At 62.6% G+C, this 17,621-nt stretch carries 19 protein-coding genes; 10 read left to right on the top strand and 9 right to left on the bottom strand.

Annotated elements, in window-relative coordinates; translation table 11 throughout:
* Positions 1 to 36: 36 nt before the first annotated feature.
* From AC19YY_RS04235 to AC19YY_RS04225, 3 genes are all read left to right on the top strand, one after another.
* Complete coding sequence (locus AC19YY_RS04235; protein WP_492633602.1) at positions 37 to 1,026, top strand: 2-hydroxyacid dehydrogenase; 990 nt, start codon at positions 37 to 39, stop codon at positions 1,024 to 1,026.
* A 71-nt stretch (positions 1,027 to 1,097) separates the two neighbouring features.
* Positions 1,098 to 1,538, top strand: coding sequence for a hypothetical protein (locus AC19YY_RS04230; protein WP_169955195.1), 441 nt, complete (start codon positions 1,098 to 1,100; stop codon positions 1,536 to 1,538).
* Positions 1,535 to 1,939 carry an META domain-containing protein gene (locus tag AC19YY_RS04225; protein ID WP_169955194.1) on the top strand — a complete coding sequence of 135 codons (405 nt, stop codon included), beginning with the start codon at positions 1,535 to 1,537 and terminating at the stop codon, positions 1,937 to 1,939. Before AC19YY_RS04230 ends, AC19YY_RS04225 begins: the two co-directional genes overlap by 4 nt.
* 54 nt (positions 1,940 to 1,993) lie before the next feature.
* Here the strand turns inward: AC19YY_RS04225 and AC19YY_RS04220 are convergent, their stop codons facing one another.
* Positions 1,994 to 2,455 carry a TlpA disulfide reductase family protein gene (locus AC19YY_RS04220; RefSeq protein ID WP_500603886.1) on the bottom strand — a complete coding sequence of 154 codons (462 nt, stop codon included), beginning with the start codon at positions 2,453 to 2,455 and terminating at the stop codon, positions 1,994 to 1,996.
* A 115-nt stretch (positions 2,456 to 2,570) separates the two neighbouring features.
* On the opposite strand from AC19YY_RS04220, the gene arsC reads away from it, so the two are divergent.
* The 3 genes from arsC to AC19YY_RS04205 are packed head-to-tail and all read left to right on the top strand — an operon-like array spanning position 2,571 to position 3,938.
* Positions 2,571 to 2,924 carry an arsenate reductase (glutaredoxin) gene (gene arsC, locus AC19YY_RS04215; RefSeq protein WP_500603885.1) on the top strand — a complete coding sequence of 118 codons (354 nt, stop codon included), beginning with the start codon at positions 2,571 to 2,573 and terminating at the stop codon, positions 2,922 to 2,924.
* Positions 2,921 to 3,535: an NAD(P)H:quinone oxidoreductase gene (gene wrbA, locus AC19YY_RS04210; RefSeq protein WP_169955192.1), complete on the top strand. Its 615-nt coding sequence runs from the start codon at positions 2,921 to 2,923 to the stop codon at positions 3,533 to 3,535. Before arsC ends, wrbA begins: the two co-directional genes overlap by 4 nt.
* Complete coding sequence (locus AC19YY_RS04205; RefSeq protein WP_500603884.1) at positions 3,519 to 3,938, top strand: DUF2069 domain-containing protein; 420 nt, start codon at positions 3,519 to 3,521, stop codon at positions 3,936 to 3,938. Before wrbA ends, AC19YY_RS04205 begins: the two co-directional genes overlap by 17 nt.
* A 125-nt stretch (positions 3,939 to 4,063) precedes the next feature.
* Here the strand turns inward: AC19YY_RS04205 and AC19YY_RS04200 are convergent, their stop codons facing one another.
* Both AC19YY_RS04200 and ttcA read right to left on the bottom strand, forming a co-directional pair.
* Positions 4,064 to 4,735, bottom strand: a complete 672-nt coding sequence (locus AC19YY_RS04200; protein ID WP_057960415.1) for a DNA-3-methyladenine glycosylase I — start codon at positions 4,733 to 4,735, stop codon at positions 4,064 to 4,066.
* A 67-nt stretch (positions 4,736 to 4,802) separates the two neighbouring features.
* A complete protein-coding gene (gene ttcA / locus AC19YY_RS04195) occupies positions 4,803 to 5,627 on the bottom strand; it encodes a tRNA 2-thiocytidine(32) synthetase TtcA (RefSeq protein ID WP_029299748.1) in 825 nt (274 codons plus the stop codon).
* A gap of 501 nt (positions 5,628 to 6,128) precedes the next feature.
* Between ttcA and AC19YY_RS04190 the strand changes: the two genes are divergently transcribed.
* On the top strand, positions 6,129 to 6,731 hold the full coding sequence (locus AC19YY_RS04190) for a Yip1 family protein (protein WP_057439628.1): 603 nt from the start codon (positions 6,129 to 6,131) through the stop codon (positions 6,729 to 6,731).
* Positions 6,732 to 6,860: 129 nt separating this feature from the next.
* Positions 6,861 to 7,355, top strand: coding sequence for a SprT family zinc-dependent metalloprotease (locus AC19YY_RS04185; protein WP_169955190.1), 495 nt, complete (start codon positions 6,861 to 6,863; stop codon positions 7,353 to 7,355).
* Positions 7,356 to 7,470: 115 nt separating this feature from the next.
* On the opposite strand, the gene AC19YY_RS04180 is transcribed toward AC19YY_RS04185, so the two are convergent.
* Together AC19YY_RS04180 and AC19YY_RS04175 are read right to left on the bottom strand one after the other, a co-directional pair.
* On the bottom strand, positions 7,471 to 8,652 hold the full coding sequence (locus tag AC19YY_RS04180; protein WP_500603883.1) for a CaiB/BaiF CoA transferase family protein: 1,182 nt from the start codon (positions 8,650 to 8,652) through the stop codon (positions 7,471 to 7,473).
* A gap of 151 nt (positions 8,653 to 8,803) precedes the next feature.
* Positions 8,804 to 10,135 (bottom strand): dicarboxylate/amino acid:cation symporter, encoded by a 1,332-nt coding sequence (locus AC19YY_RS04175; protein WP_169955188.1) that lies wholly within the window; start codon positions 10,133 to 10,135, stop codon positions 8,804 to 8,806.
* 334 nt (positions 10,136 to 10,469) lie between these two features.
* On the opposite strand from AC19YY_RS04175, the gene AC19YY_RS04170 reads away from it, so the two are divergent.
* A complete protein-coding gene (locus tag AC19YY_RS04170) occupies positions 10,470 to 11,468 on the top strand; it encodes an AraC family transcriptional regulator (RefSeq protein ID WP_500603882.1) in 999 nt (332 codons plus the stop codon).
* 105 nt (positions 11,469 to 11,573) lie between these two features.
* On the opposite strand, the gene AC19YY_RS04165 is transcribed toward AC19YY_RS04170, so the two are convergent.
* Together AC19YY_RS04165 and AC19YY_RS04160 are read right to left on the bottom strand one after the other, a co-directional pair.
* Positions 11,574 to 12,920, bottom strand: coding sequence for an ATP-binding protein (locus tag AC19YY_RS04165; protein ID WP_170043768.1), 1,347 nt, complete (start codon positions 12,918 to 12,920; stop codon positions 11,574 to 11,576).
* Positions 12,917 to 13,594: a response regulator transcription factor gene (locus AC19YY_RS04160; RefSeq protein WP_169955185.1), complete on the bottom strand. Its 678-nt coding sequence runs from the start codon at positions 13,592 to 13,594 to the stop codon at positions 12,917 to 12,919. The genes AC19YY_RS04165 and AC19YY_RS04160 overlap by 4 nt, the downstream gene beginning before the upstream one ends.
* 148 nt (positions 13,595 to 13,742) lie before the next feature.
* Here AC19YY_RS04160 and AC19YY_RS04155 point away from each other — a divergent pair, with 148 nt between their 5' ends.
* Complete coding sequence (locus AC19YY_RS04155; protein ID WP_432754507.1) at positions 13,743 to 14,459, top strand: 4'-phosphopantetheinyl transferase family protein; 717 nt, start codon at positions 13,743 to 13,745, stop codon at positions 14,457 to 14,459.
* 83 nt (positions 14,460 to 14,542) lie between these two features.
* Here the strand turns inward: AC19YY_RS04155 and AC19YY_RS04150 are convergent, their stop codons facing one another.
* Entirely contained in the window at positions 14,543 to 16,153 is a 1,611-nt protein-coding gene (locus AC19YY_RS04150) for an ATP-binding protein (RefSeq protein WP_169955183.1), read from the bottom strand.
* Entirely contained in the window at positions 16,150 to 16,875 is a 726-nt protein-coding gene (locus AC19YY_RS04145) for a response regulator (protein WP_169955182.1), read from the bottom strand. Before AC19YY_RS04145 ends, AC19YY_RS04150 begins: the two co-directional genes overlap by 4 nt.
* Positions 16,876 to 17,621 lie beyond the last annotated feature (746 nt).

Here is a 17,621-nt window from a genome sequence, read left to right as displayed (position 1 = left end):
TGTGTCACCACACGCTATTTTGCAGGGAGCCTTTTGATGCGCATCATCCTCTTCAGCAGCCAGACCTACGACCGCGACAGCTTTCTCGCCCAACCCTTGCCCGCAGGCATGGAGCTGCAATTCCAACCGGCGCGCCTGAACCTCGACACCGTGGCCCTGGCCGACAAGCACGAAGTGGTCTGTGCGTTTATCAACGATGACCTCAGCACCCCGGTGCTCGAACACCTGGCCGCCGGCGGCACGCGGCTGATCGCCCTGCGCTCGGCCGGCTACAACCATGTAGACCTGGCCGCCGCCAAGCGCCTGGGCCTGACCATCGTGCGCGTACCGGCGTACTCACCCCACGCGGTGGCCGAACATGCCGTGGCCCTGGTGCTGGCCCTCAACCGCCGCCTGCACCGCGCCTACAACCGCACCCGCGACGGCGACTTCAGCCTGCACGGCCTGACCGGCTTCGACCTCGTGGGCAAGACCGTGGGCGTGGTGGGCACCGGGCAGATCGGTGCGACCTTTGCCAAGATCATGGCTGGCTTTGGCTGCACCTTGCTGGCGTACGACCCCTATCCCAATCCGCAGGTCGAAGCCCTTGGCGCGTGCTATGTCAGCCTGCCCCAACTGCTGGCCGAGGCGCAGATCATCAGCCTGCACTGCCCGCTGACCGCCGACAGCAAGCACCTGATCAATGCGCAATCCCTGGCCCATATGCAGCCGGGGGCGATGTTGATCAATACCGGGCGTGGTGGCCTGGTGGATACCCCGGCGCTGATCGAGGCGCTCAAGGACGGGCAATTGGGCTACCTAGGCCTGGATGTGTACGAAGAAGAAGCCCAGCTGTTTTTTGAGGACCGCTCGGACCTGCCCTTGCAGGACGATGTACTGGCGCGCCTGCTGACTTTCCCCAACGTGATCATCACCGCGCACCAGGCATTCCTCACGCGCGAGGCGCTGGCGGCGATTGCCGGGACCACCCTGGCCAATATCCAGGCCTGGGCCAACCACCAGCCACAAAACCTGGTGCACGGATGATCAACGGTCACATACCGCGCGCATGGTAAACAGACGAGCGTGATAGGATGCCGCGCCTATTTGGAGGATCCATGGCCGAACACGATTTCCGCTTCAGTTTGCTGAGCCCACAACACACCCTGATCGAATGCCGCGCCCTGGTGCCGGGTCGTTACCAAGTCACCGGCAATGGTGGCTCGATCAAGCATGGCGATGTGCTGATCGTCACCTTGCGCGGCAGCAAGACCCTGTCGATGCGCCTGACCGTCGAAGGCGATGCGCGCTACTCCATCCGCCCGGCCGGACAATGGGTGGCCATGGCGCAGGGGCCGAAGTTCGGCGAACTGGAGATTCACACCTGGAAGGTCAATTGCGACAGCTGCGACGCCGTGCTGGAGTTTGAGTTCTCGGTAGAAACCAAACTGACCAAGGAACCGCTGCAACCGGCCGCCACTGCGCGCATTGCCGAGTTGGGCTGGGCCACCGTCGGCGACAAGCACCGTTGCCCGAAATGCCAGCAGGCCGCGCCATGAAGAGCCTGCTGATGGTCGCAGCGCTGGGCGCAGGCCTTGCCGGCTGCGCCAGCGATGAGGTCAAGCTCAAGCAGGATCACAGCTATATCGTCGAATGGATCGGCGAACGGCCCCTGATGGACTACGCCCACCTGACCGTGACCCTCGGAGCCGATGGCCGGGCCTATGGCAATGGCGGCTGCAACCACTGGTTCGCACCCTACAGCCTGGACGGTGACAAACTCAGCTTTGGCAAGATCGGCAGCACCCGCAAACTGTGTGCCGAAGCCCTGATGGAGCAGGAGCAGCGCTTCTTCAAGGCCCTGCAAACCGTGCAACGCTGGGACATCTCGCCCATCGAGCAGACCCGTTTCTGGCCTGCCGAAGGCAAGCCACTGCGCTTGTGGCTGGAAGAAGGCTGACCCGTTGACGATTGCGGTGTGCCGGGCATACCGCAATCGCCAGCGAGCAACCGTTTAGCCGCGCAGCTCCTTGAGTTTGGCCAATACCCCCCCCGCCGTCTGCTCGCCCAACATCTGTGCCCGCACCTTGCCCTTGTCATCAATGATGTAGGTCACCGGCAACGCTTCGCTGCGCGGGATATCAAAAATCGCCTCGGGGTTCTGCGCCAGTACGGTGAACTTGATGCCCAGCTTCTCGCTGGCACTCTTGAGCTCTTCGCCCTGCACATTGTCGAAGTTGACGCCGAACACGCTGACCGGCTGGCCCTTGAGTTGCTCGGCCAGGGCGTTCAGTTCGGGGATCTCGATGCGGCACGGGCCACACCATTCGGCCCAGTAATTGATCACCAACCATTGTTTGTCGACGCGCTCGGACGCGACTTTCTGGCCGTATTGGTCAACGCCATAATCATTGCCGCAGCCGCTGAGCAGGAGTGTGGTGATAACTGCCAGTGCGCCTATCAGTCGCCGTGTCATGGGGTAATCCTTAGCAAAAATGAACGTGGGCTGCGGCCGATCGCCTCTTACGGTTTAAGGACACGCCGCAGCGCGGGTAGAATACCCGCCACCTTACGCAAGATGCGACCCGCACATGACCGATCTGACGCTTTATCACAACCCGCGCTGCTCGAAATCCCGCGGTGCGCTCGAACTGCTGCAAGCCCGTGGCCTCACGCCCAACGTGGTGCGTTACCTGGAAACCCCGCTGGACGCCGCGCAGCTTGAAGCCCTGCTCGGCAAGCTGGGGATCGGCGCCCGGCAATTGCTGCGCAACGGCGAAGACGAATACAAGACCCTCAACCTGGCCGACGCCAGCCTCAGCGAGGCGCAGTTGATTGCCGCCATCGCCGCCCATCCCAAATTGATGGAACGGCCGATCCTGGCCACCGCCGACAAGGCCGTGATTGGCCGTCCGCCGGAAAACATCCTGGAGCTTCTGCCGTGAGCGCGCCCTACATCCTGGTGCTGTATTACAGCCGCAACGGCTCGGTCAGCGAAATGGCCCGGCAAATTGCCCGGGGCATCGAGCAAGGCGGCCTGGAAGCGCGCCTGCGCACTGTGCCGGCGATTTCCAGCGAATGCGAGGCCGTCGCCCCGAGCATCCCCGCCGAAGGCGCACTCTACGCCAGCCTCGACGACCTGAAGAACTGCGCGGGCCTGGCCCTGGGCAGCCCGACGCGTTTTGGCAACATGGCCGCGCCGCTGAAGTACTTTCTCGACGGCACCAGTAACCTGTGGCTGACCGGCGCCCTCGTCGGCAAGCCAGCCGGGGTCTTCACCTCGACCGCCAGCCTGCACGGCGGCCAGGAAACCACCTTGATGTCCATGCTGCTGCCGTTGCTGCACCACGGCATGCTGATCACCGGCCTGCCCTACAGCGAACAGGCCTTGCTCGACACCCAGGGCGGCGGCACGCCCTACGGCGCCAGCCACCATTCCGGCGCTGACGGCAAACGCGCCCTGGACCCCCATGAAATCGCCCTGTGCCGCGCCCTGGGCCTACGCCTGGCGAAAACTGCGGCGAAACTGGAGAGTGGCCGTGGCCAAGAAGCCTAAAGTCCTGCCGGCCCAGGCCTGGCTGGAACCCCGGGTCAAAGTGGCACGGGCCTTGAGCCTGCTGGCGTTCCTGGGCCTGGTGGGGTTGCTCTGCCTGTACTACCTGCTGGTCGCCGACCTGCATGGCGCGCGGCCCTGGGTGATCTTGCTGATCGAACTGGTGCCGTTGCTGATCCTCGCGCCGGGCATGCTCATGGGCAGTGCGCGCGGGCATTCGTGGATGTGCTTTGTGGTGAATCTGTATTTCATCAAGGGCGCCCTGGCGGCCTATGACCCGAACCGCCAGTGGTTTGGCGTGCTGGAGATGCTGGCGAGCCTGGCGGTGTTCTGCACGGCGCTGCTGTATGTGCGCTGGCGGTTCCAGTTGAATCGGCGGTTGGCGGGGGAAGGTCAGCCAGCCTGAGGGGTATGTGGGGCCAGTCAGGCCCCCATCGCAGGCAAGCCAGCTCCCACAGGGGAATGCATTCCAAATGTGGGAGCTACGGTGGTGCGACGATTCGACTTGCCTGCGATGGCAGCACCGCGGTCTCAATGGTTGACGGTAAACGCCAGCATCATCGACAACTGGCACATCGGCCGCCCGCTCTCGGCGTGCCATTGGTTGAACGCCGCCTGCACCGTCGCCAGGTCCCGCAGGCTGGTGGGGGCCTTGTCGACAATCTCCTGCGCATTCAGCGCCGCGACTACGTCGTAGCTCGGCACAAACGTGTCCTTGCCCACCATGCGCAAAAAGCGCGGCGCCGACAGCCCGCCCAACTGGTGGCCGTGCTTGCTCAGGTATTTCCACAAGCCGACGATATCGGTCACCGGCCAGTCGGCGATCAACGCCGCGAAGCTGCCCTTCTCCTGCTCGACATCGAGGATCATCTGCGCATTGCGCGGCACGCTCTTGAGCTTGCCCAGGTGGCGGATGATCCGCGTGTCCTGCATCAGCCGCTCAAGGTGCTCGGCGCCCATCAACACGACTTTCTCGGGATCAAAGCCGAAGAACACTTGCTCGAACGCCGGCCACTTGGCGTCCACTACACTGTGCTTGAGCCCGGCGCGAAACACCCGCAGCGACAGGGTCGACAGGTAGCGGTCATCGCTGATCTGGCGCAATTGCGCCGGCGTCTTGGGCACAGGCAGGTGGGCTTCGAGCTCGGCCGCCGAACCAAAGCGGTTCAGACAGTATTCGTGCAGCCATTTGTAATCGCGCATGCCCTCTCCTACGGGTTGAAATGAAAACGGCGCCTATGAGCGCCGTCTGTCAGAGCCTGGAAAAGACTCAGAGGTTCACAATGTTGACGAAGCGCGAAGCGGCGGTCTCGTCGATGCGCAGGCTGGTGAAGTCGAACAGGTTGCGGTCGGCCAGTTGCGACGGGATCACGTTCTGCAAGCTGCGGAAGATGCTTTCGGTGCGCCCCGGCGTCTTGCGCTCCCACTCCTGGAGCATGTCCTTGACCACCTGGCGCTGCAGGTTCTCCTGGGAGCCACAGAGGTTGCAGGGGATGATCGGGAATTGCTTGAAGTCGGAGTAGGCCTGGATGTCCTTCTCGTTGCAATACGCCAGCGGGCGGATCACCACGTTGCGGCCGTCGTCGGCGCGCAGCTTGGGCGGCATGGCCTTGAGGGAGCCGTTGAAGAACATGTTGAGAAAGAACGTCTCGACGATGTCGTCGCGGTGATGACCCAGGGCCATCTTGGTTGCGCCAATTTCATCGGCAAAGGTGTACAGGGTGCCACGGCGCAGGCGCGAGCACAGCGAGCAGGTGGTCTTGCCTTCCGGGATCAGTTCCTTGACCACCGAATAGGTGTCTTTCTCGACGATGTGGTACTCGATGCCCAGGGTCTTGAGGTAGGCCGGCAGCACGTCCTCGGGGAACCCGGGCTGCTTCTGGTCCATGTTGACGGCAACGATGTCGAACTTGATCGGCGCGACCTTCTGCAGGTGCATCAGCACGTCCAGCATGGTGTAGCTGTCCTTGCCGCCGGACAGGCAGACCATGACCTTGTCGCCCTCCTCGATCATGTTGAAGTCAGCGACAGCCTCACCGGCCAGGCGCCGCAGGCGTTTTTGCAGTTTGTTCTGATTGACGGTAAGGGTGCCCATGGCGCTTGGATCCGCGAAAAAGGTGTGTGACGAAAAGCCGGGCATTTTAGCGGTATGGAGCACCGAGTTCCAATGTGGGACGGGTTTGCTCCCGATAGCGGCAGTCTAGCCACTGTTGCTGGTAACTGACCCACCGCCATCGCAGGCAAGCCAGCTCCTACACTTGATCTGTGGTGGGGCCAAAATTCTCTGCCCCAGTGAGATCCCCTGTGGGAGCGGGCTTGCCCGCGATAGCGGCAGTCCAGCCACTGTTTCTGGCAACTGACCCACCGCCATCGCAGGCAAACCAGCTCCCACAGGGGACTGCATTCCACGTCACAGACCCAGGCGCGATTAAGCCCCGTGTTTACAGCGCAATTTGCTCTAAAGCCCCACACTTTTTCCGGTCATGACTTCCTATACTGCGACATAAGGTCGCACATGTATCCAGACCTTTCAGGCCACTTGGCCGGCGGGCGCTCCGCTTGGGGGGCGATGGTAATAACGACAGGAGTGACTCGCATGATCCATCACGTCGTGGGGCTTTTCACCCATCCCGACCAGGAATGGCGGGAAATTCGTGGCGATAAAGAAGAAAGCATCGGCCACATGTACCTCACTCACACGCTGATTCTTGCGGCGATCCCCGCCGTATCAGCCTTTATCGGCACCACCCAGGTCGGCTGGGTCATCGGCAATCGCTCCCCGGTCATGCTGACCCAGGAAAGTGCATTGTGGATGACTATCATGTCGTACCTGGCGATGCTCGGCGGCGTTGCGGTGATGGGCGCCTTCATTCACTGGATGGCGCGCACCTATGACGCCAATCCGAGCATGGCGCGCTGCGTCGCGTTCGCCACCTATACCGCGACGCCACTGTTTATCGGCGGGCTGGCGGCGCTGTATCCGCATATGTGGCTAGGCATGGTCGTGGGCACGGCCGCCATCTGCTACACGGTGTACCTGCTGTATGTGGGATTGCCGACCTTCATGAGCATCGACCCGGACGAAGGCTTCCTGTTTTCCAGCTCGGTACTGGCCGTAGGCCTGGTGGTACTGGTGGCGATCATGGCGTTTACGGTGATTGTCTGGGGCCTGGGCGTGGGGCCGATCTACACCAACTAGCCGTCTTACCAGCGCAGGAACAGCCACCGCAAGGTGGCTTTGTGCGTTATGCATGACCATTCGGCGCCTGACAGATTCGGAAACACCCGTGGATGCGGCATACTGGGCGTCTCTGGAGATATGTACAGCATGCCCGAGCAACTCAATACCCGCGTCGAAGATTGTTTCCTACAAGCCGAATCCTTTTTCAAACGAAGTTTCAAACGCCCCCAGGTCAGCCTCAAGCTGCGTGGGCAGAAAGCCGGTGTCGCGCATTTGCACGAGAACCTGCTGCGCTTCAACCCCCAGTTGTACCGAGAAAACAGCCAACACTTCCTCAAACAGACGGTGGCCCACGAAGTGGCGCACCTGATCGCCCACCAGTTGTTTGGCGAGCGCATCCAGCCCCATGGCGAGGAATGGCAACTGATCATGCGCGGGGTCTACGAACTGCCGCCTGATCGCTGCCATACCTATGAGATTCAGCGCCGGCGGGTGACTCGTTATATCTACCGGTGCCCGTGTGCCGACAGTGACTTCCCGTTCTCGGCCCAGCGCCATGGGCTGGTGAACCAGGGCCGGCGGTATTTGTGCCGGCGCTGTCGGGAGACGTTGGTGTTTACTGGGGAGACGCGGGTGGAGTGAGGTTTTTGGGGGCCTGTTTGGGCCCCTTCGCGGGCAAGCCCGCTCCCACATTTTGATTTGTGAATACATTCAGAATGTGGGAGCGGGCTTGCCCGCGAAGGGGCCAGAACAGCCACTACCCCACCACCCTGGCACCCCGCAGCTCGGCGATCCGCTGAGTGCTCAAACCCAATTCCCCCAGCACCTCATCACTGTGCGCCCCCACCGCAGCGCCAATATGCCTCGGCTGCGGCACGCCCTCGGAAAACTTCAGCGGGCATGCCATCTGAGCCTGGAACGAGCCATCCCCGCGGGGCACTTGGCTCACCAGCTCGCGGGCCTGCAACTGCGGATGCTGCAGGGCTTCGCCAAGGCTGAGCACCGGCTCCACGCAAGCATCGACCCCGGCAAACAACGCACACAGCTCCTCGAAGCTGTGCCGCTCAAACTCCACTTGCAGCGCCTGCTTGAGGGCCTTTTGCTGTTCGGGCTTGGGCGACAAGCCCTGGGCCGCCAATTCCGGGCGCCCCAGCGCGCCACACAGTTGCTGCATAAACCCCGGCTCCAGGCTACCCACCGACAGCCAGCGCCCGTCCCGCGAGCGGTAGTAATCGTAGAAGCTGCCGCCATTGAGTACCTGGTCTTCGCGCCCAGGCTCCACGCCACAGGCTAGGTAGGCCGCGCCGGCCATGGCGTTGAGGCTGAAGGCGCAGTCGGTCATGCTCACGTCCAGGTACTGGCCCAGCCCGCTGTGCTGGCGCGCAATCACTGCCGCCAGCAGGCCGACCACGGCATGCAACGAGCCGCCGCCCACATCCGCCAATTGCACGCCCAGGGGCACTGGGCCGCTGTCCTGGCGCCCGGTGTAGCTGGCGACGCCAGACAGGGCCAGGTAGTTGATGTCATGGCCGGCGCGGTCCTTGTAGGGGCCTGTCTGGCCATAGCCGGTGATGGACACATAGATCAGCTTCGGGTTGAGCGCCTTCAACGCCTCATACCCCAAGCCCAGACGCTCCATGACTCCGGGGCGAAATTGCTCCAGCACAATGTCGTACTCCGCCACCAATTGCCGCACGATCTCCAGCGCCTCGGGCTGCTTGAGGTCCAGGGCCAGGCTGCGCTTGTTGCGGTTGAGGTAGGCATGACTGGCCGACACGCCACGGTCGTGGGGCGGCAACACCCGCAGCAGGTCCATGCGCGTGGGGGATTCGATGCGCAGCACCTCGGCGCCCATGTCCGCCAACAGCAGCGAGGCAAAAGGCCCCGGCAGCAAGGTCGAGAAATCCAGCACTTTAAGGGACGCCAAGGGGCCTGACATGGGAGCTCCGATTCCAGTTCGATGGGGCACAGAGTAGTCAGCCTTGGGCAACAGCGGCAATTACCGTAAGCATCATCGACAGTGACCGTTGTGCTCGTGCGCCCATAAAAAAACCCATCCGAAGATGGGTTTTTCAGGACTGCGCCAGCGTTTACTTGATCGCTGGTGCCGGGCCTTCGGCCACGCCCAGGTCATCCAGTTCGCGGGTTTCGGAGATACCGGTACCGCCGGAATCCAGCTCGCTTTGCAGCTTGTCGGTGTCCAGTTCCTTGACCCACTTGGCGACGACGATGGTCGCCACGGCGTTACCGACCAGGTTGGTCAGGGCACGGGCCTCGGACATGAAGCGGTCGATACCGAGGATCAGCGCCAGGCCGGCAACCGGCAGGTGGCCAACCGCCGACAGGGTTGCGGCCAGGACGATAAAGCCACTACCGGTCACGCCCGCAGCGCCTTTGGAGGACAGCAACAGCACCAGCAGCAGGGTGATCTGGTGGGTGATGTCCATGTGGGTGTCAGTCGCCTGGGCGATGAACACGGCAGCCATGGTCAGGTAGATCGAAGTACCGTCGAGGTTGAAGGAGTAGCCCGTCGGGATCACCAGGCCTACAACCGACTTCTTGGCACCCAGGCGTTCCATCTTGATCAGCATGCGCGGCAGTGCGGACTCGGAGGAGGAAGTACCGAGGACGATCAGCAGCTCTTCACGGATGTAGCGCACCAGTTTCAGGACGCTGAAGCCGTGGGCGCGGCAGATGCCACCCAGGACCACCAGCACGAACAGCACGCAGGTGATGTAGAAGCAGATCATCAACTGGCCCAGTTGCACCAGCGAGCCGACACCGTAGGCACCGATGGTGAACGCCATGGCGCCCAGGGCACCGATCGGCGCAAGCTTCATGATCATGTTGATGATGTTGAACATCACGTGGGCGAAGCGATCGATGAAGTCCAGCACCGGCTTGCCGTAGGCACCCAGGCGGTGCAGGGCGAAACCGAAGATCACCGAGAACATCAGCACTTGCAGGATATCGCCGTTGGCGAAGGCGCCGACGATGGTGTTGGGGATCACGTTGAGGATAAAGCCGACGATGCTCTGGTCTTTACCGGCAGTGACGTAGGCCGCGACTTTCGAAGCGTCCAGGGTCGCAACGTCGATGTGCATGCCAGCGCCTGGCTGCACCACGTTGACCACGACCAGGCCGATCAGCAGGGCGATGGTGGAGACGATTTCGAAGTACAGCAGCGCGTAGCCGCCGGTCTTGCCCACCGACTTCATGTTCTGCATGCCGGCGATGCCGCTGACCACGGTACAGAAGATGATCGGGGCGATGACCATTTTGATCAGCTTGATAAAGCCGTCACCCAATGGCTTGAGGGCCACACCGGTCTGCGGGTAGAAGTGACCGAGCAGGATACCGATAACGATGGCAACGATTACCTGGAAATACAGGGTTTTGTAGAACGGCTGACGAGTCGTCATTGCAAAGTTTCCTCAAGAGTCCCGTGGGGCAAATATCCGCCATTGCCCACGACACTTGAATTGCGAACCCTCCTGCACTGGAGGGATTTGTTTTGGCGAGCTGCTGGCTGGCAGATCTGTAATCCCTATCGCAAACGGCGTGCCACTTTCCTCAAAAGCCCTGGAGCCCGCAAAACATGGGGGTTGATGGCTATCAGCGGTGGTTTTGCAGATGACGACAGGTGGCGGATATCCGCCCAGCGATCCGATCTCGTCCTACAATTTGGCGGATATCCGCCTTGTCCACCCACAGCACGATGGCTACCATCGGCCATTCAATGGACGAGGCCCCTGCATGCGCGAACGCACCATCGCCAGTCACTACGCCCGCGCCGCCCTGGGCGGCGCGCGCCGGGCCGGCTACGACTGCTCGACGCTGTTGCAGCAACTGGGGATTACCCCGGAACTGCTGGCAGAACCCCGCGCGCGCATCGCGCCGGAGCAGTTCACGCAACTGTTGCAACGGTTGTGGCTGGCCCTGGATGACGAATACCTGGGCTTCGCCGATGGGCCGAGCAAGCGCGGCACCTTTGCCATGATGTGCCACGCACTGATTCACTGCCGCACCCTGGAGAAGGCCCTGGAGCGCGGGCTGCTGTTCTACAGCCTGTTCCCCCAGGGGCCACGCTGGCGCCTGAGCCGTGAAGGCGATATGGCGCGCCTGAGCCTGGATGACTCGCAACTGTGGGACCCGGATTATTTCTTGAGCGAAAGCCTGCTGGTGATCTGGCATCGCCTCGGCAGTTGGCTGATTGGCCAGCGTATCCGCCTGGAGCAGGCAACCTTCAGCTACCCGATGCCGGCCCATGCCAGCGAATACGACCTGCTGTTCCCCTGCCCTCTGGTGTTCAGCGCGTCCAGCAGCAGCCTGCTGTTCCACTGCCGCTACCTGAACCTGCCTCTGCTACAGGATGAGCGCACCCTCAAGCTCTTCCTCGAACGCTCACCCGCCGACCTGCTGTCCCGGCCAGACGAAGGCGACAGCCTGCGCAGCCAGTTACGCCGCCTGCTGAGCCGCGACCGCACGCCCTGGCCAGACCTGGAGGCCGTGGCGCAGCACCTGCACATCAGCCCCCAGACCCTGCGCCGGCATTTGCGTGACGAAGGCACCAGCTTCCAGGCACTCAAGGACGAATTGCGCCGCGATATTGCGATTTTTCATCTGGGGCGGGCGGATCTGTCGTTGCAGGAGATTGCCGAGCAGTTGGGGTTTTCCGAGCCGTCGGCGTTTCATCGGGCGTTCAAGAAGTGGACGGGGGTGACGCCGGGGGCTTATCGGGCGCAGGAGAGTTGAGGTCGGGCCCCATCGCAGGCAAGCCAGCTCCCACATTTAATTGTGTTCACACATCAAAATGTGGGAGCTGGCTTGCCTGCGATAGGGCCGGCGAATCAACAAAGATCACAGCGCCGGAAAATGAATCCTGAACGCCGCGCCTCCTAAAGGCGAATCCCCCAGGGTCAACCGCGCGCCGTAGCTCTCAATAATATCCTTGACCACCGCCAACCCGATCCCCTGCCCCGGATGCTGGCGATCCAGACGCTCGCCGCGCTGCAGGATCCGCGCACGCTGGTCGGGAGGCACGCCGGGGCCGTCGTCTTCGATGCACAAGCGCACGCCATCGGCACCTTCATCCAGGGTCACGCGCACTTCGCTCAGGCACAGGCGGTAGGCGTTTTCCAGCAGGTTGCCGAGCAATTCCAGCAAGGCGCCCTGCTCGATGGGCACGTCGCATTGCTCCGGCAACGCGAAAGACACCCGCACGCGTTTGTCGCGGTAGACCTTGTCCAGGGTGTCACACAGGCTTTGCAGCACCGGCCGCAAGCGCACCTGGTGGCGCACCAGGCCGCTTTTGCGCAGGCTGGCGCGCTGCAACTGGTAGCTGATCTGCTGGCTCATGCGCTCGATCTGCGACTGCAGGACCCTCGCCTGCTCAAGGTCCTGGGGGCGCTGGGCCATGTCTTCACTCACGCCCTGCAACACCGCCAGCGGGGTTTTCAGGCTGTGGGCCAGGTCGTCCAAGGAGTCACGGTAACGGGTGCGCTGCTCGCGCTCGCTGTGCAGCAAGCGGTTGAGGGAGCCGGTCAGGCGCAGCAGCTCCCGTGGGTGTTGCTCACTGAGGCTTTCGCGGGTGCCGCCTTCGATTTCATCCAACTCCTGACTCAGCCGGCGCAAGGCCTGCAAGCCCCAGGTCAGGCCGATCCACAGCAGGCTCAACAGCACCAGCAAGGCGGCGCCGAAGCCCAGGTAGAGGTTTTCCCGCAGGCCTTCCAGGGTCACCTGGTATTCGCGCACCGGTTGCAGGGCGACGATACTGAACGCCGCGCTCTTGCCCCCCAGTAGCTTGACCTCGACGTCATACACGAAGAATTCCTGGCCGTTGGCCTCGCGAATCTTCGCAAACTCATTGCCGCGCCCGTCGTAGCGCGGGCGGTAGTTGATGTTTTCTTCGCGGGTCGCCCGCGAACGCCAGACCAGGTGGCCTTCGCGGTCATAGATGTAGCCCAGCAGGCGGCTGTCGGTCAGGTTGAAGCGCTCGTCCGGCAACTGCGCCGGCATCAGCAAGCGGTTGTTATCAACCCGCGCGGCAGAGATCAGTGTGGTCACATCCGACGCCAGGCGTTGCTCGATGGAATCCTGCAACGCCAGGCTGAACGCGCCCTGCATCGCCGGCAACAGCGCCAGCATGAACAACACGGCCAGGGTGGTGGCCGCCAGCATCAGGCGCACACGGAGCGAACGGATCAACGGCAGCGCTCGTTAAACAGGTAGCCCAGGCCGCGCACGGTATCGATGGGCTTGAACCCGGCCGGGCCTTCGAGCTTGCGACGCAGGCGGCCGACCAGCACCTCGATCACGTTCGGGTCGCGCTCGTCGTCATCGGGATAGAGTTGTTCCATCAACCGGTCCTTGGCCACCACTTGCTGGTGATGACGCATCAGGTATTCGAGGATCCGGTACTCATAGGCCGTCAGCGCCAGGGGCTGTTCGTCGAGGGACGCCTGCTTGCGGTTGAGGTCCAGCAGCAGCGGGCCGGCGACGATGGTCGATTGGGTAAAACCACTGGAGCGGCGCAGCAGTGCGTTCATCCGTGCCTCCAGTTCCTCGAACTGGAAGGGCTTGACCACATAGTCGTCGGCCCCGGCGGCCAAGCCTTCGACCTTGTCCTGCCAGTTGCCACGCGCGGTCAGGATCAGGATCGGGAAGGTCTTGGCCTGGGCCCGCAGTTGGCGGATCAGGTCCAGGCCGCCCATGCCGGGCAGGCCCAGGTCGATGATCGCCAGGTCGTGATTGAATTGCCCGGTCTGGTACAGCGCCTCTTCGGCGTTGGCCACGGCTTCGACCACGTGGCCGCTGTCGCCAAGACGGGTCAACAGGTGATGGCGCAACAACGCCTCATCTTCGACAACCAGCAATTTCATAACGCTCTCCAAGGCCAATCCACTGTCCCGCAGGGAAACATCATAGCGGCCCTGAAGGTATGCTTGTGCAGTTTACGGCCGTTGAACTGAACACAGTCTGAACCGGCGGGCTACCCAGGTGTGTGCCGCCCCGTGCAGAATAGCCGCCATGAACCTGATACCCGCCTGCTGCACCCCACTTGATGATCATTGGCCGCTGCCCGTCGCCTTGCCCGGCACGGTGTTCCTGAGCACCCGTTTCGAACCCAAACTGCTCGAGGCCGGTGACTTCCAGCGCTGCGCCGTGCCGCCACCGGCCAGTATCCAGCGTTCGGTGGCCAAGCGGCAGGCGGAGTTTCTGGCCGGACGGCTGTGCGCCCGCAGTGCCTTGCAACGGCTCGATGGCTTGGACTGCATCCCCGCCATCGGTGAGGACCGCGCGCCGGTCTGGCCCGCTCATATCAGCGGCTCGATCACCCATAGCACGGGGCATGCAGCGGCTATCGTCGGGCACAAGGCGCAATGGCGCGGGCTGGGCATGGACCTGGAAAACCTGCTGCCCCTGGAACGGGCCGAGCGCCTGGCCGGGGAAATCCTGACCGCCGATGAGATGCAACGCATGGCCGCCGGGCCACGGGAGCAGATTGCGCAGTGCGTGACCCTGACGTTTTCGGCCAAGGAGAGCCTGTTCAAGGCGCTCTACCCGATTGTGCACAAGCGCTTCTATTTTGAGCATGCCGAGGTGCTGGAGTGGTCTGATACAGGCTCGCTGCGCCTGCGGTTGCTGACGGAGTTGTCCAGTGAGTGGTGTTATGGCAAGGAGTTGGAGGCGCAGTTTGTGGTGCATGAGGGGCAGTTGTTGAGTGTGGTGGCTATCGGCGCCTGATAGATAGCTATCGCGGGCAAGCCCGCTCCCACATTTGACGGTGTTCACCCATCAAAATGTGGGGCTTGCCTGGGATGTCGGTCTCAAGGTTTGTCCTGATCCCGAGGCCAACTCAGGCTGAAACACGCGCCACCCAGATTGTTGCTCTTGCTGATCAACGCCCGCCCGCCGTGCCAGTAGATAATCCGCCGCACAATCGACAAGCCCAGGCCATGCCCGCCCGAGGCCCGGGTGCGGCTGTCATCCAGGCGCAGGAAGGGGGTAAAGATCCGCTCCCAGGCACTTTCCGGAACCCCTGGGCCATCGTCTTCGACATCGATACGGCAACGCACCTGGCCCACCTGGTAGCTGATCAGCACCCGCGACTGGGCATGGCGCATGGCATTGCTCACCAGGTTTTGCAGGGCGCGGTGCAGATAGCGCGGCTCGGCATCGACCCAGGCCCCGTCCAGGTGCGCCGATGACAGGCACACCCCCCGCGCCACGTCGATCCCCGGCCGCAGGGGCGCCAACTCGCCGATCACCTGGTCGAGCAAGGCACTCAGGTCGACCCGCTGGAAACTCAAGGCCGGCGACCCCTGCTCCAGGCGGGCATAGGTCAGCATCTCGTCCACCAGGCCGTCGAGGTCCTGGATATCGCTGTCCATGCCTTCCATATATTTACGCCGGGCTTCGGGGGTGGCGGCTTCGCCGATCATCTCCAGGCCAAAACGCAGGCGCGCCACCGGCGTGCGCAGTTCGTGGGACACCGCGCGCACCAGTTCGCGCTGGATCGCCAGCAGGCGCTGCAAGTGCTCGGCCATGCCGTTGAAGGCCGATGCCAGGCGCCCTACCGAGTCGGCACCGCGCGCCGGCACCCGGGCTTCCAGGTTGCCTTTGGCGATGCGCGTGGCGGCCGCTTCCAGCCCGCGCAGGCGGCGTTCCAGCTGGCGCACCAGCAAATACACGATCAGGCCGATCAGGGTCAGGCCGATCAAGGCGATCAGCACCAGCCATTGCGCCGGGTAAGGGTTCATCTGGTACAGCGGACCGATTTCCAGGACCCACGGCGTGCCGACCATGCCGGCAAATACGCGGATCGAGTCGCCGCCCTTGCCCAGGGCCATCACCGTGTCGCCTTCAGCCACGCGCCGCCGCTGGTCCTCGTCCATGTCGGCTTCGTTCAGTTTCAGCAGGTGCATTTCAAAGCCGAAACCCTTGGCCTCCTTCAGGTCTGCCAACCGTTGCGGCTGCTCGGCCACCGGAAACCGCACGAGTTCGTCGGCCAGCAAATAAATGGTGGCCCGGGCCAGTTGCTCGCTGATCTGCTGCACTTCGCCGGTGAGCAGCAGTTGCTCTTTTTCACTGACCAGGCGCAACACCCGGGCCGCATGGGGCCCGGTCTGCTCCACCAGGACCTGGCCACGCTGCAGGCGATTGCGCTGGCTCAGGTCCAGGCGGGCATCCGCCACCGCCTGCAATTGCAAGGGAATCCCCAACAAACGCTCCCACACCGCCAGGGCGCGCTGGCGCTCGATGCTGCTCATGGGTTGCAGGTTGTCGCCCATCAGGGCAAACGTGCCGTGGGCCAGGCGCTCGCGGTACTGGCCGCTGCGCACCTCATTGAGCAGATGCAGGGCCAGGACGCCGAGCAGGGCCACCAGGATCAGCGCCGCACACATGCCGCCATAGATGCGCAGGAAGATCGAGTTCACGACAGCATATCGGCGCAAGCTTCGGGGACGAACAGGTAGCCTTTGCTGCGAATGGTCTTGATCAGGCGCGGGTGGATCGGGTCGTCGCCGATTTTCGGACGGATCCGCGAGATGCGTACGTCAATGGAGCGGTCCTGGCCGTCGTAGCCGATCCCGCGCAGGGCGGTGAAGATCTCTTCCCGGGACAGGATGCGCCCGGCATTGGCCACCAATAGCCACAACAGGTCGAATTCGGCGCTGGTCAGCTCGATACCGCCGTCGTGCAGCCAGGCTTCGCGCAAGGCGTTGTCCACCACCAACGGGCCGAATTGCAGGCGCCGCTGTTTCTCCGCGGCGGCGGGCTCGGCGCTTTCGCTGCGCCGCAGCAAGGCCTGGATCCGCGCCAGCAGCAGGCGCGGGCGCACGGGTTTGCATACATAGTCATCGGCGCCCATGTCCAGGCCCAGGACCTGGTCCATGTCGTCGGTACGCGCGGTGAGCATCAGGATCACCCCGTCGTAGCGCTCGCGCACCTTGCGGCAGATGCTCAGGCCGTCTTCGCCGGGCAGCATCAGGTCGAGGATCACCAGGTCCGGCTGCTCGGCAATGATCCGCGCCACCGCCAGGGCGCCGTTGCCCTCTATGGCGACCCGCAGGCCGTTGCTTTCCAGGTAGTCACGGGTCAACTCAGCCAGACGCTGGTCATCCTCGACAATCAGTACCTGCCAGGCTTCTTGCTCCACGGGTGGTCCTCGTTTTTATAAGGGATTTGTCCGGACTGCGCAGGTCCAAATGTGGGAGTGGGCTTGCCCGCGACAACGGTGGATCAGTAGTAGATATGTTGCCTGACACACTGCTATCGCGGGCAAGCCCACTCCCACATTTGGATCTTCGCCAGCCATACCTAATTTGTCATGCACAAAGGGCATAACCGTGTAGGAATAAAAGGCCGATTGTAGCCATGGCCCAACCCTCAAACACAAGCCAGGAAATGCATTCGGTGATCGCGTTTTTTTGTGATAGGGTTCGCGCCCGCAAAAATCCAACCGGGTGTTTTCAGCTTGGAATATTCGGTGACAAACGGTGCGATGCAGCAGTACTGCGGCCTACACGGTGGTTCTACCTTTCATACACATTTTACCCACAGCGTTATCCACAGGTAGTGCGTTGCTAAGCCCCCCAAAACGCATTATCTTGTACCTCGTTGCCAAAAAAACCCTACATGTAGGGTTTCAAGCGAAAAGACCAAACACAAATCAGACAAGAAACTCAAGTGCTTTCTTGCTCCTGTTTGGTGGAACTTAAACCTTTTTCGAAAGCCCAAACCGCGCACGCGGATGGCTGCTGTTTTCAAGCCCGAAGGGGAGAAAGCGGTACGGGTGTTGCAATACGAACCACACCCACTCAGGAATACGGCAAAGAGCCCAAGGCTCGGCGCCGAAGACTTCGGCATGGAAGCGGCGCGAACAGCTCCCTTCCTCCTGTCCCG

The organism is Pseudomonas sp. MF09156 (genome assembly GCF_059862305.1).
This window is presented reverse-complemented; position numbering and strand designations above follow the sequence as displayed.

Coding starts and splice junctions, on each gene's coding strand:
- AC19YY_RS04225 (WP_169955194.1), top strand. CDS start 1,535: ATGAAGAGCCTGCTGATGGTCGCAGCGCTGGGCGCAGGCCTTGCCGGC.
- AC19YY_RS04185 (WP_169955190.1), top strand. CDS start 6,861: ATGCCCGAGCAACTCAATACCCGCGTCGAAGATTGTTTCCTACAAGCC.
- AC19YY_RS04190 (WP_057439628.1), top strand. CDS start 6,129: ATGATCCATCACGTCGTGGGGCTTTTCACCCATCCCGACCAGGAATGG.
- AC19YY_RS04220 (WP_500603886.1), bottom strand. CDS start 2,455: ATGACACGGCGACTGATAGGCGCACTGGCAGTTATCACCACACTCCTG.
- ttcA (WP_029299748.1), bottom strand. CDS start 5,627: ATGGGCACCCTTACCGTCAATCAGAACAAACTGCAAAAACGCCTGCGG.
- AC19YY_RS04180 (WP_500603883.1), bottom strand. CDS start 8,652: ATGTCAGGCCCCTTGGCGTCCCTTAAAGTGCTGGATTTCTCGACCTTG.
- AC19YY_RS04170 (WP_500603882.1), top strand. CDS start 10,470: ATGCGCGAACGCACCATCGCCAGTCACTACGCCCGCGCCGCCCTGGGC.
- AC19YY_RS04175 (WP_169955188.1), bottom strand. CDS start 10,135: ATGACGACTCGTCAGCCGTTCTACAAAACCCTGTATTTCCAGGTAATC.
- AC19YY_RS04235 (WP_492633602.1), top strand. CDS start 37: ATGCGCATCATCCTCTTCAGCAGCCAGACCTACGACCGCGACAGCTTT.
- AC19YY_RS04155 (WP_432754507.1), top strand. CDS start 13,743: ATGAACCTGATACCCGCCTGCTGCACCCCACTTGATGATCATTGGCCG.
- AC19YY_RS04200 (WP_057960415.1), bottom strand. CDS start 4,735: ATGCGCGATTACAAATGGCTGCACGAATACTGTCTGAACCGCTTTGGT.
- arsC (WP_500603885.1), top strand. CDS start 2,571: ATGACCGATCTGACGCTTTATCACAACCCGCGCTGCTCGAAATCCCGC.
- AC19YY_RS04160 (WP_169955185.1), bottom strand. CDS start 13,594: ATGAAATTGCTGGTTGTCGAAGATGAGGCGTTGTTGCGCCATCACCTG.
- AC19YY_RS04230 (WP_169955195.1), top strand. CDS start 1,098: ATGGCCGAACACGATTTCCGCTTCAGTTTGCTGAGCCCACAACACACC.